The following is a 16,228-nucleotide window of genomic DNA, read 5'->3' on the forward strand; positions in this document are numbered from 1 at the left end:
TACTCATTTATAATATTTTTCCAGATAATTGTTTAACTCATCAATTGGAATTCTTTCCTGAGCTTCACTGTCCCTGTCTCTTACAGTAACCTGATTGTCTTCTAGACTATCAAAATCAACTGTAACTGCAAGAGGAATACCTATCTCGTCAGCTCTGGCATATCTTTTACCGATAGTTCCGCTTGCATCATATTCAACAGTAAAACCATTCATTCTTAAGGTTTCTGTTAACTCTTGTGCAATCTCACGAGGACCTTCCTTGTTAACAAGAGGGAAAATTCCAACTTGAACTGGAGCTACTGACTTGTCGAATTTGAAGTAGTCTTTGCCTTCAGTTTCGGTAAATGAGTGTAATAATACTGAATAGGTAATACGGTCAATACCGAATGACGGTTCAATGACATGAGGAACAATCTTTTCACCAGTTATTTCCTCTTCAACATCTTCAAATATGAGTAAATCCTCAGTTACTTCGTAAACTTTATCCAATTCAACAGTAAACTTGCCGTCAGATTCAATTGCTGATTTGATATCTTCAACATCAGCATCTTCAATTGCTTGTTTTACTTTAGGAGAATCTCCTTTGAATATTGGTCCGAATTTAGACAAGTTAGGTTTGACAATGGTTTTTTGAACCTTTTTAGGTTCATCATATTCAACAAAAACGTTCAATTCATCATTACTGAATTTTGAATGTGATGTTAAGTCATAATCTCCTCTATCAGCAATACCGATGATTTCAACCCAACCGTATTTGTCTGTTTTAACTTCAACGTCCCAACAGTCAAGAGCATAGTGAGCCATTTCTCCGGCCAAGTGTTGTCTGAATCTTAAAACATCTTCCGGAATACCGATTTCAGTTAGGAATTTGCGTGCTAAGTATAATTGATAAATTAACATTTCATTAGCAACAATACCTTTGTCCAACGCTTCACGGGCGGTAATTTCCAAAGGCTCTAAATTGTTTTCCTGAACTTCCTGTGAATTTAGGCGCAATATAACATCTTCAATCTGTGAAAATTTAGGGTGTGTTTTGTCTTTAGGGTTTAAAAATATTTCTGCTTCTGCTTGTGTGAATTCTCTGAGCCTGATTACTCCCTGTCTTGGTGAAATTTCATTACGGTATGCTTTTCCAAGTTGAACAGCTCCAAATGGCAATTTTCCTCTAAAGAATCTTTCCAAACGTTTAAATAAAATAAAGATTCCCTGAGCTGTTTCAGGTCTCATGTAACCTACTTTATCCCCTTTTGCACCGATTTCAGTTTTAAACATTAAATTGTAGTTCCAAATGTTGGACAATTTGCCTCCACATTCAGGACAGACAATGTTGTTGTCAATGACGATTTGGTCAAGCTCTTCGTTTTCTAAGCTTTCCACATCTTCACCGATTACTTCTTCAATGATGTGGTCTGCTCTGAATACTTCACCACATTCTTCACATTTACACATTGGATCGGTAAAGTTGTCAACGTGTCCTGATGCTTTGAGAACTTCTTTAGGCATTACGGTTGGACCTTCAATTTCATAGAATCCTTCACCGGATACGTATTGTTTTCTCCATTTCTGCATGATGTTGTTTTTAAGACTTGCTCCTAGAGGTCCGTAATCAGTAAAACCAGATACTCCAGAGTAAATCTCAAATGATGGCCATAAAAATCCTCTTTTAGCACTAACATTACTCATTTTATCATGATTCATAAATATTAACTCCTAATCTTTTTTCAATTCATAATCTAATTTAACTCTACTGCTTTCTGGGCGAGTTTGACCCATATATTTGCTATTTCTATCAGGGTGTCCATAAGGCAATTCTGCAGGGGAGGTCATTGTTTCAAATACAATCTGACATACTCTCTGACCAGGATATAATGCAACAGGCATTGCACCAATGTTAGATATCTCCAAAGTGATGTTTCCTTCAAAACCAGGGTCAATGAAACCTGCTGTAACGTGCATTGTAACACCTAAACGGCCCATGCTTGAACGACCTTCAACTCTTGCAACAAGGTCATCAGGCACTTTAACATATTCTAAAGTGGTGGCAAGGGCAAATTCATTTGGATGAATTATGAATGCTTCACCTTCAGGCACTACGGTTGATTCCATATAGGATGCGATGTCCTCTTCATCTTTAGGATCAATGTATGGTTTTCTAATCACTTTAAATACTTTAAACTCATCTCCCAATCTCATATCAACAGAAGATGGTTGGATTTGCTTCTCATCTCTGAGAGGTTCAATTCCAATTTTTCATTCTTTTAAACATTTCTTTATATCTTTATCGCTTAAAATTGCCATTTTTTCACACAAACAAAAATTATTCTTCAATTAAATTATACATCCTATTGATTACATTATCAATAGTTTTGTTATCGTAATCAACAGTTATTGCATCAAATTTACAAACGTTGGCGCAAAGACCACAGCCTCTACACATTTCCTGATTGATAGTTATTTTACCATTTTCAAGATGTATTGCATCAAACATGCAGTCCTGTTTAAGACATTTTAAACATTTTTTACAGTTGTCTTCATTGATTTTGACGGAAACTCCATCAAGTCTTGAAATCTTATTTGCAATTTCATCTTCCAGATTTGGAACAACTTTCCACAGACAGCAGCATGGACAGCAATGACAAATTGTTAATAATCCTTCGCCGGGTCTTACATTCATCCAAACGGAATCAATTTTATTTCTACCAATAATATGACTTAAACCTGCAGCATCAGCTTTATCAACATGATCTAATGCCTCTTCGACGGTTGCTGTATGTCCGATTGCTCTTGGAATTTTTCTGCTGGTCGGTCCAAGGAAAATACAACCAATATCCTGAGGATAATCTTCACACTTATTGGATGTTCTGCAAAGACAAGTATCCATTATGACAATGTCATCGCATTGTTTGATAACTTCTTTCATTACATCAGTAGGTAGGAAATCTGAACCGTCACTTTCAATCTTTTGATTGATTGGAATGGTATTTGGAAGAACCAATACTTCATCTTTTTCAAAAAGCATTTTGTTGATTACTTTTTTAGCCACTTTTGATTTTTTTGTAAGTCCAGCAATCCAAAATCTCCAATGAAATATTCTATTTACAACGAAGATACTTATTTCTGCAAAGCTTATACGTCTCATTGTTCACCAAGTTTATTTTTTAGTCTTCTTAAGATTCCTTTAAATGTATGCGCTTCTCGGCTTGTTATAAAGGCTCTTGAAATAATGTTGTTGAAAGTTTTCAAGCCGTTTTTCTTTTTATGGTCTGGAATATCCAAACTGTTTATCAATTCTTTCATATCCTTTAAAAGATAATCCTTTTCAAGGGCAGTGCTTTCATTCAAACCTTCTACACCAAATTCATGCTTGTTTTTAAATAATTCATAGAAAATTATTGCTGCAGCATGGGATATGTTCATGATAGGGTAAGTCGGATCAGTTGGAATTGATACGCAAATGTCACAGTCTCCGATCTCCTTATTTGAAAGTCCATCACCCTCTCTTCCAAACAGTATTGCTATTTTGTTTGAAACATTTAATGATTTGCCAAGTTCCTCAGGCTTGATTGGGATTCTTGACAGATTATAGCTTCCTCCAACGGTGCCTGTTGAAGCCACTTTAAAGTCAATCCTCTGTGATTGGTAAAATTCATCCAATGTCTTGTAGATTTTAGCGTTTTCAACAATATACTTTCCATGAGTGGCCTGATAGTAAGCATCATTGGTTAATGTTGGTGGATTGATTAATACAAGATTTTTCAATCCAAAGTTGGCCATTGTCCTTGCAAGAAAACCAACGTTTCCAGGAGTTTCACATTCAACAAAAACTATGTAAATGTTTTCCTTAAATAAGCTAGTTTCCTCATCTTCCTTATCTCTTATAAGTTTAACTCTTGCTGTTCCTCTGGATTGGGGTTTTGATTTTGCTTTTTTTGTGGAAGTTGATTTTTTCTCTGATTTGCTTTCCTCTTTCTTTTCAGGTGAAGTCATTGCAGTGGTTTCAACTACTTTTTCCTCACTAACAGCAGCATCTCCTATTTTAATCAACTCCTATGATTCTATTCGTAAGCTTTATTTAATAATTCAAGAATATGCATTGATTTGACATTTTCACAACCAATTGCATCCAAACCGTCCTGTAGGTTCAATTCACAGAACGGGCAAATTGTAACTACGGCATCTGCACTGGTATCCTTAATCATTTCAGCTTTTGATTTGGATAAGTCCATTGCAATTTCAGGTTTTCCGGATTTGATTCCTCCGCCTGCACCACAGCATTGGCAAGGATATTTCATTTCCTCAAATTCAACGCCAGGAATCATTTCAATAATGTTTCTAGGTGCATCCTTGATGCCCTGGCCTCTGCCCAAGTGGCATGGGTCATGGTAGGTCACTTTCATATCAACCTCTTTTAATTTGGAAGTGTCCAATTTATCCTCTAAAAATTCACTGATGTCCATAACGTTTAGATTGGAACCAAATTGCGGATGATTATTCTTCAATGTAGCTCCACAACCTGAACAAATTGTAATTACTGTATCATAATCTTTAAATACTTCTTTATTTTTATCAACAAGCTCCTGTACGAGTTCGGTCTGACCAGTTCTTAAAAGTGGGGATCCGCAACAGACTTGACCTTCAGGAACATCAATGTCAATTCCATTTTCCTTAAGGATTTTGACTAATGTATGTCCGATTTCAGGGAATTTATAGTCAACCATACATCCTGTGAAAAATGCAACTTTTGAACCAGTTTTATTAGTTGCTTCCTCAATGAATGGAGTTTTGTCTGTTTTAATACTTCTTCCGGTTGCCTGTATGTTTTCTTTAAACGCAACATGCTCAGGAAGAGGGCCGGAACCGTTTGCAACAGCTACTGCTCTCATCTTTTCAATTGCATCTCCAAAGGTATTGATATTTTTAGGACAAACAGCTAAGCATTTGCCGCAGCTGGTACAGTTATACAATCCGTCATCAAGTGCTTCCCTGAGCCTGTCAAAATTATCTCGTGGGTCGGTTTCAAATTTTCGGATGTATCTCATTAAGTATGGTCCGCCGAATTCCTCAGCTGCAATATTGACAACAGGACATGTTGAAAGGCATGAATAACATTCGATACAGCTTCTTACTTTTTTGGTGTCTTTTGTATCTTCCTTGGTTATGCTTTCATCAATGCCTTTACATTTATGGTCGCATTGAAGGGACAATTCCAAATCCTTAACTTTAGCTTCAATGCTGGACTTGTCAACAATCAAATCTTTTATAACTGGGAAATTGAGAGGTTCAATGATTGCTCCGTCCTTGATTTCTTTCTGGCATGCTAAAGCTCCATTGCCTTTAAATAGTATTCCGCAAGATCCGCATTGACCTGCTCTACATGAGCTTCTAAAACTAATGTCTGCATCATATTTTTCATTAATAGCCTGAAGAGCATCAAGAACTTTCATCTGAGGTGTCTTTTCAATTTCATAACACTCCAAATGAGGTTCACTGTCAGTTTCACTATTAAATCTTGAAACATAAACTTTAATCATTCTTTCCCCTCTAATTATATTAGCTTGTAAAATATTATAATATATATTTATAGTTTGTTGTACTATATAATATATTGTTATTAAAGATTATTTTGAGGAAAATATAATGAATTTAAAAGAATTAGTTACAGGAGTGTCTGGTGAAAAACAATTTTTACTAGGTAATGAAGCGGCTGTTAGAGGAGTAATAGAAGCAGGCGTTTCCATTGCAGCTACATATCCGGGAACTCCTTCATCAGAAATTGGAAATATCTTATCAGTATTGGCTAAGGATGCCAATATATATTTTGAGTTTTCTACTAATGAAAAGGTTGCTATGGAGGTTGCAGCTACTGCAGCTGTGTCAGGCCTCAGGTCATTTACATTCATGAAGCATGTCGGTATGAATGTTGCGGCAGATTCATTCATGACTACAGCATATTCTGGAGTAAATGGTGGAATGGTTATCCTATCAGCAGATGACCCATCACTTTTCTCATCTCAAAATGAACAGGATACACGTAATTACGCAAGATTGGCAAATGTACCTATTTTAGAACCGTCAAACTGTCAAGAAGTAAAAGACATGGTCAAATATGCATTTGAATTGTCAGAACAATTCAAAATACCTGTAATTGTCAGAACAACTACAAGAGTATCTCATATGAGAGGAGTAGTTGAGTTCGGTGACGTTAAGGACAATTCAACAAATAATGATAACCACTGGAAGAGAGGTCACTTCAAAAAAGACCCGTCTAAATATGTGCCTGTTCCAGCATTTGCAGGAGATATGCATGTAAGATTATGGGATAAAATCCACAAAATTGAAGAGTTAACCAACAAAAGCAAATATAATACTGAAATTGAACTGTCAGGTGAGAAAAAATACGGTTTAATCGCTTCAAGCAGTGCATACAATTATGCTCATGATGTATGCAAATTCAATGATTTGGACATTAACATCCTGAAATTAGGATTTTCATATCCGTTCCCACAGGAAAAAGTTGCAGAATTCCTGAAAGACCTGGATGAAGTATTCGTCGTTGAAGAAGTCGATCCAATAATTGAAAGAGATGTCTTATCATGCATTGGAGCTAAAAAGCTTAATGTTACTGTTCATGGTAAGTTGGATGGCACTTTCCCATTATATCACGAATTCAACTCAGATGTTGTATCAGAAGGTTTGAATAAGGTATTGAACTTCAAGGAAGATGACGCTAAAGCTAACTATTCATCAAGTCTTGAAAAATTGGAGAAAGACATTCCATCACGTGCACCTGTATTATGTGCAGGATGTCCTCACAGGGCAATGTATTACGGAATAAACATTGCAATAGATGAATTGGGCTTAAAACCTGCTGATGTAATTTTCGCATCAGATATTGGATGTTATACTTTAGGAATAAATCCACCGTACAATGCTGCAGATTATTTATTGTCAATGGGTTCCAGTGTAGGTGACGGCTGCGGATTTTCAATCTCAACCGACCAGAAGGTGGCAAGCTTCATTGGAGATTCAACATTTTTCCACAGCGGTATCTCACCATTAATCAATGCAGTTCACAACAAGCACAACTTTGTCTTAACAGTTCTTGACAACAGAATCACTGCAATGACTGGTGGTCAGCCAAACCCTGGAATTCCGGTTGACGGAATGGGGGATGAGGCACCTGAAGTGTCAATACGTAAACTAGCCCTTGCATGTGGTGTTGACTATGTTCGTGTAATCAATCCGTTTAATTTGGATCAGGTTGTTAAGACTTATAAAGAGGCATTTGAAAGAAATGACACTGCAGTAATTATTTCAAAAGCACCATGTACTTTAATTAAAGGTTTAACCAAAAAACCTTCTGTTAGTTTTGTTGAGAAAAACTGTAATAACTGTGACAAGTGTGTAAAGGAACTTGCTTGTCCGGCAATCTCAAAAGTAAATGGTAAAATCACAATCGACCAATCACAATGTGACGGATGTAATGTATGTATACAGGTATGTAAATATGGTGCTCTAGAGGCAGGAAGGTGATGAAAATGGATAATCATTATAGTATATACATTTGTGGAGTTGGAGGTCAGGGAATCATTAAGACTTCCACAATTATCGGTGAAGCTGCAATGAATCAGGGTTTGGATGTAGTTATGAGTGAAATTCACGGAATGTCTCAAAGAGGAGGATCAGTATCTACTGAATTGAAGATTGGAGGATACAATTCATCAATCATTCCTAAAAAAGGAGCAGACATGTTGCTTTCATTTGAACCAATTGAAACAATCAGAGGATTGGATAAGGTAAACTCAGAAACTAAAATAGTCTACAATACTCATCCGATTATTCCATCTTCAACAGATAAGCCTTATCCTAGTGTTGACAGCATAACAAAAACATTAAATGAAAACTTTAAGCATGTGCTTCCTGTTGATGGAACACAATTGGCGATTGATGCAGGAAGTGTATTGGCTTTAAACATGGTTCTTTTAGGTGCTGTCACTGCTGATGATAAATTCCCTCTGACAAAGGAATCTGTAATTGAAGCTATGAAAAATAATTTAAAACCTAAATTCCATGCAATGAATTTAAAGGCTATCGAAAGTGGATACAAATCCATCAAAGGTTAAATTATAAATAGTATTTAAATTAAAATATTATATATAAAAACAGTTGTGGTATTATGGCTTATAAAATTGACAATGCTATTGTAAAAAAAGACAGGAACGGTAAAGTAACATTGATTGACCCGGAAAATATTTTTAAGGATGAAGATGCTTTTATTGCTGTTAAAAGTGATGATTTAATAACAATTCAGCTTTTGATTAATGGAATATTAAGCAATGACTTCAAAAACTGGAGAGAATTAGGGACTGTTCCTGAAAACGAACCACTAAAAAGCCTTTTTGTACGTTTAGGCTATTCAAGAGAAGATATATCTAATTTATTAAAAGAATTTTAGATATTTCTTATTTTACTCTTTTTTTATTGTTTAATTTTAACTGATGTTCCATTAGATACAATACTTAAAATTAAAACTAAATTTAATTTATAAATTTAATCTTGTAAATGGTATTATGTCTTTGATTCATGAATACGGTAAAAATGTATAATAATGGAAATGCTGATGGCTTTGAGCTAGGTATTGGGCAGATTATTAAGCGATTGTTGGAATTTGGTGAGGATTGTGAAGTAATTGCTCAAAAAACTAAAATTTCTTTAGAGAAAAGATTTTTAATCAAAGAAAAAAAATAAGTTGTAGAAAAGAAGTTATTCTTTTCTATAAATCTTTAATATCTTCTGTTTCTAATATTTTAACATCACTGTCTTGTAAAGCTTCGATAGCTTTTTCCATGTTTTCCAATCTCATTACAACAATAGCTTCATCTGTTTTACTACTTACAAATGCATAAAGGTATTCTAAATTGATGCCTTTTTCATCAAAAACAGATAATGTTGAGTTTAATCCGTTAGGTTCGTCGGGAACTGCTAAGATAATGACATCGTTTTCTTTAACAATAAAACCGTCTTTTTCAAGTGCTTCAATGGCTTTATCATTATCAGATACTATTAATCTTAAGATTCCGTATTTTGTTGTATCTGCAATGGATAATGCACGGATGTTAATGTTTTCTTTTGCTAATGTGTCAATAGCTTTTTTAATTCTTCCTTCTTTGTTTTCAACGAAAATTGAAATTTGTTTCACTGCCATATTATCACCTATTCAAAGTTCCTTTCGTCAATTACACGAACAGCTTTACCTTCACTTCTTGGAAGTGTTTCAGGTTCACATATTGTTACGTCAACTCTTAAACCAGTTTCTGATCTGATGGATGCTTGGATTTGTTTTTCAACTTTTTCCATTTCTTTCATTTCATCGGAGAACAGTTCTTTTGATGCTTCTACTTTTACTTCGACTTCATCAAGAATATCTGGTCTTGTCACGTGAATTAAGTAATTTGGACTTGCACCGCTGACTTTGAGCAATGCTTTTTCAATTTGTGAAGGGAATACCATTACTCCTTTAATTTTAAGCATGTCGTCGCTTCTACCGGTGATTCTTGTCATTCTGACTGTTGTTCTTCCACAGTCACATTTTTCACCAATGAGTGAGGTCAAATCTTTTGTTCTGAATCTTAAAATTGGCATACCGTTTTTAGTTAAAGAAGTTAAAACTAATTCTCCTTTTTCACCGTAATCTAGGGTTTCTCCAGTTTCAGAATTAATTATTTCAGGATAGAATTGGTCATCTTGAATGTGCATTCCGTTTTGACATTCACATTCCTGAGCAACACCCGGTCCCATAACTTCTGTTAGACCGTAAATGTTGTATGTTTTAATTCCAAGAGATTTTTCTATTCTTTTTCTCATTTCACTGGTCCACATTTCAGCTCCATGAATTCCTGCTTTAAGGTTTATGTCTTCTAGTGGAATTCCGGCTTTTTCTCTGGATTCTCCAAGATACATTGCATAAGAAGGAGTACAGGTTAGAATGTCACTTTGGAAGTCTACCATAGTGTCTAATTGTCTTTGGGTGTTACCTGCAGAAATTGGTACTGTAATTGCTCCCATTTTGTTTCCTCCATGGTGGATTCCAAATCCTCCGGTAAACAGTCCGTATCCGTAAGCATTTTGAATGATGTAGTCTTTTTCAGCTCCGGCCATTTTAAGTCCACGTGCAATACATTCTCCCCAAACATCCAAATCATTTTGGGTGTATGCGGTTACGGTTGGTTTTCCGGTTGTTCCGGATGATGCATGAACTTCTACAATTTCTTCCCGTGGAACTGCAAGTAATCCTAATGGATATGCTTCTCTTAAGTCACTTTTTGTGGTGAATGGAATTTTTTCAATGTCTTTTAATGTTTTGATGTCTTCTGGTTTTAATCCGATTTCGTCGAATCGTTTTTTATAAAACTCAACATTCTCATATGCAAGTTTTACAGTTTCTTGTAGTCTTTCCAGTTGCACTTTCTCTTTTTCTTCTTTTTCCATACATTCTGCTTTTTCATTCCAAAACATAGTATCCCTATTTTTCCAAATTATTTCTTATATGTTAAATTATTAATTTTTGTTCATATAAAACTTGTTGTATTGTTTAGTTTGTTTAATGATTTTTTATACGTTCAAAGGTAAATATTGATTTTAACTTGTTAAATTATGAATAAACATCAATATTTACTTTATTTTATCTATAATCTTTTTATATTACTTATTTTAAACATTGTAATGGTGAAAATCATGAATGATAAAATCAAACAAGATAATATAGAATTTGAAAAGAAAAACTATCAAAATGCACTGAACTGTCTTAATCAGGTTCATAAAAATGAATATGGCTATAAATTTTCTTTAATTGTTAAACTGGATTCTTTCATGAGGCTGAAGAAATATGATGAGGCTTTAAAAATCATCGATTTGATTATTGAGGAATCACCTCACATTGAAATTTTCTGGGCAGAAAAAGTTAGATGTCATCTGTTCTTAAATGAGGATGCAAAAGCATTGGATGCATTAAAAGAGCTTGAAAAATTATGTGGTGATGAAGATAAGGAGGGGTTTGTCAGAATTGCCAGATTCTATAGTATTTTAAATGAGAATGACAAGGTTATAGAAAACTGTGACAATGCATTAAAGGTTGATGAAAATTATCTTCCTGCATTATATGAAAAAATGCTCGCTACTTCATTTTTAAAGGATGAAAAAATGATTGATGATATTAGTGAGTATATCTTAAACGCATCAGACAATGATTTGTTAAGTATGCTGCCAGTAATAATGATTAATCTATTTTCTGAAAAATATGAAAAGGCTTTAGATTTGATTGAAAACTGTGAACTTGGAGAGATTGATGAGGAACATAGGCAATTGTTGAAGGGTGCAGTTTATAAAAGGATTTGTGACGATTTAAATGCTCAGATTATGTTGTCTGAGAAGGTTGATTTGGATGTTCGTGATGCTGTCAGGCTGATGCTGGAGTTCAAAGAGACCGGAAAGGACCATGGTGAATTTAATGGTGTTGAATATTATATATTTTGATGTACATTTATGTACATCAATGTATATTATGGTAATGTTTAAATAATTTTGTCGTTAAATAATTAATTGTAATATTAAAATGTTTAATATTTCTTAGAGGTAATTAATTATGGACGTAATGATTTTAGCAATTGTATTTATAGTCTACATATTCGCACTCGTTTTTGTAGGTTATTATGCATACAAAAAGACTAATTCCTCTGAAGACTTTATGATAGCGGGTAAAGATACTCACCCATTCATTATGGCAATGAGTTATGGAGCTACTTTTATCTCGACTGCAGCTATTGTTGGTTTTGGAGGAGTTGCCGGTCAATATGGTATGAGTGTATTATGGTTAGCATTCTTAAACATTATCATAGGTATATTCATAGCATTCGTATTTTTAGGTAAAAGAACTCGTCGTATGGGTCACGCATTAGGCTCATTGACATTTCCGGAATTTTTAGGAAAACGTTTCGACTCTAAATTCATCCAATATGCTTCAGGTTTAATAATTTTCTGTGCAATGCCAATTTATGCAGCAGTGGTATTAATCGGTGCTGCAAGATTTCTGGAATCATCCCTGCTTATTGATTTTAGTATTGCATTGCTGATATTATCAATTATTATTACATTTTATGTATTGTTCGGTGGAATACGTGGAGTAATGTACACTGACGCACTTCAAGGAACAATCATGGTTCTAGCCATGGTATTCTTATTGGTATTTATATACTGGTTACTTGGAGGAGTGGACACCGCAAACACAGCACTGACACAAATGAGCAATCTGTATCCGGCAGATGCCTTGGCAACTGGTGGTACGGGATGGACATCGTTTCCGGAATTTGGAACACCGTTCTGGTGGTCACTTGTATCTTCAACATTAATCGGTGTAGGTATTGGGGTACTCGCACAACCTTCATTAATCGTAAGATTCATGACAGTTAAATCAGACAAAGAATTAAACAGATCTGTTTTAATCGGAGGAATATTCATTGCAATCATGCCGACAACCGCATACATTGTTGGATCTCTTTCCAATGTATACTTCTTTGACAAGTTAGGTCAAATTGCAGTGGATGTTGTAGGAGGAAACATCGACAAGATTATCCCTACATTCATTACAATGGCACTGCCTGAATGGTTTGTATATATATTCCTCTTGTCCCTGATTGCAGCTGCAATGTCAACAATATCATCACAACTCCACACTCAGGGAACAGCATTCGGTGTAGACATATACTCAACAATAAGGGAAAAATCCAAACAGAAACTCGATCAGGTATCTATTTCAAGAGTAGGTATTCTAATTGCAATTATATTGGCATTGGTAATGGCATTCTCACTTCCTGGAAGTGTGGTTGCACTTGGAACAAGCCTATTCTTTGAAATCTGTGCAGCAGCATTCCTGCCAGTATTTTTAGGAGCACTCTACTGGAAAGGAATTACAAGACAAGGTGCTATTGCAGGAATTGTATCTGGAACATTCGTAAGTCTCTTCTGGTTAATATTCGTGTTCAAGAAAACCGCATTAGGACTTGGAATCTGCCAATTCCTCTTAGGTGTTGAAACAATCCTTCCAGCTGCACCATGGCCGTTTATTGACGTAATGTTGATAGCAGTTCCAATTTCAGCATTATTTACAATTGTCGTAAGTTTACTTACCAAACCTCCGGCACAAGAGGTCATCGACAAAGCATTTTCACAAATCGATAAAAAAGGAAGTGACGCATAATGATGGTTTTAGGAATAGAAGACCCATGGATTTGGGGTTGTTATTTAGGAATTATCTTATCAACACTTCTGTGTGTTGGTTACGGTATTGTAAACTGGAATAAAGGAGATTAATTTCTCCTAACTTATCTTTTTTATATCATTAATTACAAATTCATTATCAATGAATGCTAATGGCTCTGAAAGAATTTTTACAAAAGAATTTTTCCTGATATTTGCAGCATTGCTTTTTACCGCTCTTGTGATGTGTGCATTGATGTCAGTAACTGAATATGCAACAACAATGGGTTCAACAAAATCAAAATTTATATTAAAAGGAATTGTATCTAAAAATGAAGATTGTGAAAAGTTATATTTCTAATCAAGCAAATACGATTTGTATTAAGTATTAGTTATAACACATCTTATCATCTTTATCATAGAAATCTTTAAAAGACATTTGGGGATGTTTAGGATTTTTCAACAATTCTTTCCATATCTTTTCTGCTTCATCAAAAGTCAGGTATCCTTTTTCATAGCAGGTCACAATTATTTTTGATGTTGTTACATGTTCTAAATGGTATTTTCTCACAAAATAACATACATCATCCAGATTATTGCTTGCAAGTATTCCATTTTTAGCTATTGCAAGTGAGATGACACTTAATTCTCCTTTACCAATATCTTCTGTTTTATCGTCTGTTATAAATGTGTAATATTGATTAAATTCATCACTTCCAAATTCAAGATCATTAATTTCAACATATCCATCCTGAATTAATGATGTTAATCTAGTTTTAATATCTTGAGGTGTTTTTTTGTTGTATAGTTCCTCTTTGACTTTAGTGGTGATTATGATTTTTGAATATTCTTTTTTCAGCAATTCTGTTCTATTTATTTGTAAAAATGATGAAAGACAGTCAGTATCGTAAAAAATTGGTTTAGTCATTGGTATCATCACCCTTATCTACATTAAATACAAGGTCTCCTCTATAACCATCAAGTAGTAGTTCTTTTTTCTTGCTTTGGCTAATTTTAGCTGTTTCATCTAGGTATTCGATTGTATTAATGTATTTTCCAAGGGTCATGTATTGGTCTTCTTTGGGGGATGGTCGGTATAGTTCATCCCCATATCCTCTGATTTTCGCTTCATAGGATATGTATTTGCCTCTAAATTTGTCATATTCTTTTCTTGTAATTAATTTATTATTTAAAAGACGAATTAGTAGTGTATGATGGCTGATTTGGAAATATTGCTCAACAGAAATGATGTTTGTAAGATCCCATTCATTGATACTGTTCATCTCACAATACTGGAGGAAGCCTTCATCGCTCATGAGAAGGTATGATGCAAACTTATCTGCTTCTCTTTCAGAATCATCTCTTAAAGGATTGTTGCAGATAATAGGTTTTCCTGAATTTTCTTCTATTAACAAGTGGTAAAGTTCATGGGCTAGAGTAAATCTTTGCCTTCCTTTTGTCATCGTTGAATTGATTCCAATGATTTCGATATTTCCATCCTTGATACACATTCCACTAGTTTTTTTAGAAAATGGAATGTATAATATGGTCAGGTCTGGAAGCTTTGACAAAACCACTGATGTGATGTCAACAGATCCATAAGGAGTCAAGCCCCATTTTTCTCGTAATTTGATGGCTTCGCTATTTAGCTGGTTGTCAGTTTTCAAATTAATCATCCATTTTACTTGTTAAGTATTGCATATTCATATAAATCCTATTCATGCTTGCTATGCCTTTAAGGTCATCTGCTTCAATGCTTGTGCTTCTAAGTGCAAATTTTGTATGGTCAAATTCATCACTCCTACAAAGCAGATAGCTTTCGCTACATCCGAATAATGAGCATAGATTGTTTAAAATGGATAAAGTAATATTCTTGTTGCCATTTTCCATGTCAAGCAAATCTTCAGTTGGAATATCCAAATATGAAGAAACCGCCTGAGGAGTCAAATTCATATTTTCTCTGAGAGTTTCCATTCTTGCTCCAATGTTTTTCATGGTTAATCACCTTAAAAAGAATATGGTATTATATTTTAAAAATTTATAATATATAAATTTCTATTAAATGCAATCGAATACAATTTATGAATATAATAGTACATAGGTTTGTAATCTATATAAACAATTAGAGAGAGCATTTGCAAAGTAATATTTTTAGCTATGACAATAATCTTTGTAGATTGATTATTTGATATTTGACAACATCAATGTTTTTTTGAGGGTCATGTTTTATATATAAATGAAACGTATATTTGGATACAAAATATACGTTTCAAACACTATAATGAATCTAATATTAGATACTGAAAACTCACATCCAACAATAATAACAGTTAGAGGAAAAGATATAACATTACTGTTAATAGAGTCCAGTATCCTTATTGATTCATCACAAGTTGCTAAAATATTTGACAAGAAAGAAAAGACAGTAGCAACCAAAGTACAGAAAAGTAAACTTGAAAATACGAAACAGAGAATGTTAAGCTATTAAAAAGTTACGGGTTAATGAATCCTGAAGCTGTTAAGCCCAGACCATTCTATGATCTTCGCCAAATGTTGGAAGGACCTGCTGAGTATTATTTCAAACAGATTGATGATCTTGATCTTATCGATGTTATTGTTAGAGTAGCTATTGGCAAACATCGTGAGTGGATCCATAACAGAGATATTAACAGTGGCCATTGATTATTGAAAAACTACTTTTAAAAACTCGTGCATATATATCGGGGTTTAATATACAAATTGAAATCCGAAAACCCTTCCGTTAATGTTAATGTTGATTCATTAAAAATGTGAATATTGAATTAAATCAGTGTTTAATTGAACTTAAATCGGTATATATTTATAGTTTTTCTCTAAAAGTTTATACCATTTAGTTCAAGCCAATTTTCATAAAATGATTTTGATTCGATAATGTCATAGAATTTTTCTTCAAACAAGTTTATTAATTCTTTTGTGGAATTATAAGTTGTTTTGTAGA

At 34.2% G+C, this 16,228-nt stretch carries 20 protein-coding genes; 10 read left to right on the forward strand and 10 right to left on the reverse strand.

Annotated features, from left to right (window positions below; genetic code table 11):
* Nucleotides 1-3: 3 nt before the first annotated feature.
* The 5 genes from glyS to tfrB all read right to left on the reverse strand — a co-directional run bounded on the left by glyS (nt 4) and on the right by tfrB (nt 5,531).
* Nucleotides 4-1,698, reverse strand: a complete 1,695-nt coding sequence (gene glyS / locus IJ258_RS10420; protein ID WP_292806626.1) for a glycine--tRNA ligase — start codon at nt 1,696-1,698, stop codon at nt 4-6.
* A 12-nt stretch (nt 1,699-1,710) separates the two neighbouring features.
* The gene (gene dcd / locus IJ258_RS10425) at nt 1,711-2,247 is read right to left on the reverse strand and encodes a dCTP deaminase (protein ID WP_292806663.1); all 537 of its coding nucleotides are present in this window, start codon (nt 2,245-2,247) and stop codon (nt 1,711-1,713) included.
* Between the two features lie 70 nt (nt 2,248-2,317).
* The gene (locus IJ258_RS10430; protein ID WP_292806628.1) at nt 2,318-3,139 is read right to left on the reverse strand and encodes a 4Fe-4S binding protein; all 822 of its coding nucleotides are present in this window, start codon (nt 3,137-3,139) and stop codon (nt 2,318-2,320) included.
* Nucleotides 3,136-4,044 carry a TrmJ/YjtD family RNA methyltransferase gene (locus IJ258_RS10435; protein ID WP_292806630.1) on the reverse strand — a complete coding sequence of 303 codons (909 nt, stop codon included), beginning with the start codon at nt 4,042-4,044 and terminating at the stop codon, nt 3,136-3,138. The genes IJ258_RS10430 and IJ258_RS10435 overlap by 4 nt, the downstream gene beginning before the upstream one ends.
* An 11-nt stretch (nt 4,045-4,055) precedes the next feature.
* Nucleotides 4,056-5,531: a fumarate reductase (CoM/CoB) subunit TfrB gene (gene tfrB / locus IJ258_RS10440; RefSeq protein WP_292806632.1), complete on the reverse strand. Its 1,476-nt coding sequence runs from the start codon at nt 5,529-5,531 to the stop codon at nt 4,056-4,058.
* A gap of 106 nt (nt 5,532-5,637) precedes the next feature.
* Between tfrB and iorA the strand changes: the two genes are divergently transcribed.
* The 4 genes from iorA (at nt 5,638) to IJ258_RS10460 (ending at nt 8,748) form a co-directional block, all read left to right on the forward strand.
* The gene (gene iorA, locus IJ258_RS10445; RefSeq protein ID WP_292806634.1) at nt 5,638-7,533 is read left to right on the forward strand and encodes an indolepyruvate ferredoxin oxidoreductase subunit alpha; all 1,896 of its coding nucleotides are present in this window, start codon (nt 5,638-5,640) and stop codon (nt 7,531-7,533) included.
* 5 nt (nt 7,534-7,538) lie between these two features.
* Nucleotides 7,539-8,123, forward strand: a complete 585-nt coding sequence (locus IJ258_RS10450; protein WP_292806636.1) for an indolepyruvate oxidoreductase subunit beta — start codon at nt 7,539-7,541, stop codon at nt 8,121-8,123.
* A gap of 53 nt (nt 8,124-8,176) precedes the next feature.
* Nucleotides 8,177-8,455, forward strand: a complete 279-nt coding sequence (locus IJ258_RS10455) for a hypothetical protein (protein ID WP_292806638.1) — start codon at nt 8,177-8,179, stop codon at nt 8,453-8,455.
* Between the two features lie 128 nt (nt 8,456-8,583).
* A complete protein-coding gene (locus tag IJ258_RS10460; protein ID WP_292806639.1) occupies nt 8,584-8,748 on the forward strand; it encodes a hypothetical protein in 165 nt (54 codons plus the stop codon).
* 25 nt (nt 8,749-8,773) lie between these two features.
* Here the strand turns inward: IJ258_RS10460 and IJ258_RS10465 are convergent, their stop codons facing one another.
* Complete coding sequence (locus IJ258_RS10465; RefSeq protein ID WP_292806641.1) at nt 8,774-9,205, reverse strand: amino acid-binding protein; 432 nt, start codon at nt 9,203-9,205, stop codon at nt 8,774-8,776.
* An 8-nt stretch (nt 9,206-9,213) separates the two neighbouring features.
* The gene (locus IJ258_RS10470) at nt 9,214-10,515 is read right to left on the reverse strand and encodes a phenylacetate--CoA ligase family protein (RefSeq protein ID WP_292806643.1); all 1,302 of its coding nucleotides are present in this window, start codon (nt 10,513-10,515) and stop codon (nt 9,214-9,216) included.
* Between the two features lie 219 nt (nt 10,516-10,734).
* On the opposite strand from IJ258_RS10470, the gene IJ258_RS10475 reads away from it, so the two are divergent.
* From IJ258_RS10475 to IJ258_RS10485, 4 genes are all read left to right on the forward strand, one after another.
* A complete protein-coding gene (locus IJ258_RS10475) occupies nt 10,735-11,532 on the forward strand; it encodes a lipopolysaccharide assembly protein LapB (protein ID WP_292806645.1) in 798 nt (265 codons plus the stop codon).
* A 109-nt stretch (nt 11,533-11,641) separates the two neighbouring features.
* Nucleotides 11,642-13,252, forward strand: a complete 1,611-nt coding sequence (locus IJ258_RS10480) for a sodium:solute symporter (protein WP_292806647.1) — start codon at nt 11,642-11,644, stop codon at nt 13,250-13,252.
* A complete protein-coding gene (locus IJ258_RS11960; protein WP_366514580.1) occupies nt 13,252-13,365 on the forward strand; it encodes a symporter small accessory protein in 114 nt (37 codons plus the stop codon). Before IJ258_RS10480 ends, IJ258_RS11960 begins: the two co-directional genes overlap by 1 nt.
* Before the next feature lie 49 nt (nt 13,366-13,414).
* The gene (locus tag IJ258_RS10485) at nt 13,415-13,612 is read left to right on the forward strand and encodes a hypothetical protein (protein ID WP_292806649.1); all 198 of its coding nucleotides are present in this window, start codon (nt 13,415-13,417) and stop codon (nt 13,610-13,612) included.
* A gap of 27 nt (nt 13,613-13,639) precedes the next feature.
* Here the strand turns inward: IJ258_RS10485 and IJ258_RS10490 are convergent, their stop codons facing one another.
* Genes IJ258_RS10490 through IJ258_RS10500 form a run of 3 tightly spaced genes read right to left on the reverse strand, consistent with a single transcriptional unit; the run spans nt 13,640 to nt 15,246 of the window.
* Nucleotides 13,640-14,179, reverse strand: a complete 540-nt coding sequence (locus IJ258_RS10490) for a nucleic acid-binding protein (RefSeq protein WP_292806651.1) — start codon at nt 14,177-14,179, stop codon at nt 13,640-13,642.
* Complete coding sequence (locus IJ258_RS10495; RefSeq protein WP_292806653.1) at nt 14,172-14,927, reverse strand: ImmA/IrrE family metallo-endopeptidase; 756 nt, start codon at nt 14,925-14,927, stop codon at nt 14,172-14,174. The genes IJ258_RS10490 and IJ258_RS10495 overlap by 8 nt, the downstream gene beginning before the upstream one ends.
* Entirely contained in the window at nt 14,920-15,246 is a 327-nt protein-coding gene (locus tag IJ258_RS10500) for a helix-turn-helix domain-containing protein (protein ID WP_292806655.1), read from the reverse strand. Before IJ258_RS10500 ends, IJ258_RS10495 begins: the two co-directional genes overlap by 8 nt.
* Before the next feature lie 241 nt (nt 15,247-15,487).
* Here IJ258_RS10500 and IJ258_RS10505 point away from each other — a divergent pair, with 241 nt between their 5' ends.
* Complete coding sequence (locus IJ258_RS10505) at nt 15,488-15,739, forward strand: hypothetical protein (protein WP_292806657.1); 252 nt, start codon at nt 15,488-15,490, stop codon at nt 15,737-15,739.
* A gap of 62 nt (nt 15,740-15,801) precedes the next feature.
* Nucleotides 15,802-15,933 carry a hypothetical protein gene (locus IJ258_RS10510; protein WP_292806659.1) on the forward strand — a complete coding sequence of 44 codons (132 nt, stop codon included), beginning with the start codon at nt 15,802-15,804 and terminating at the stop codon, nt 15,931-15,933.
* Nucleotides 15,934-16,228 lie beyond the last annotated feature (295 nt).

Source organism: Methanobrevibacter sp. (assembly GCF_017468685.1).
In the GTDB taxonomy this organism is placed as follows: Archaea; Methanobacteriota; Methanobacteria; order Methanobacteriales; family Methanobacteriaceae; genus Methanocatella.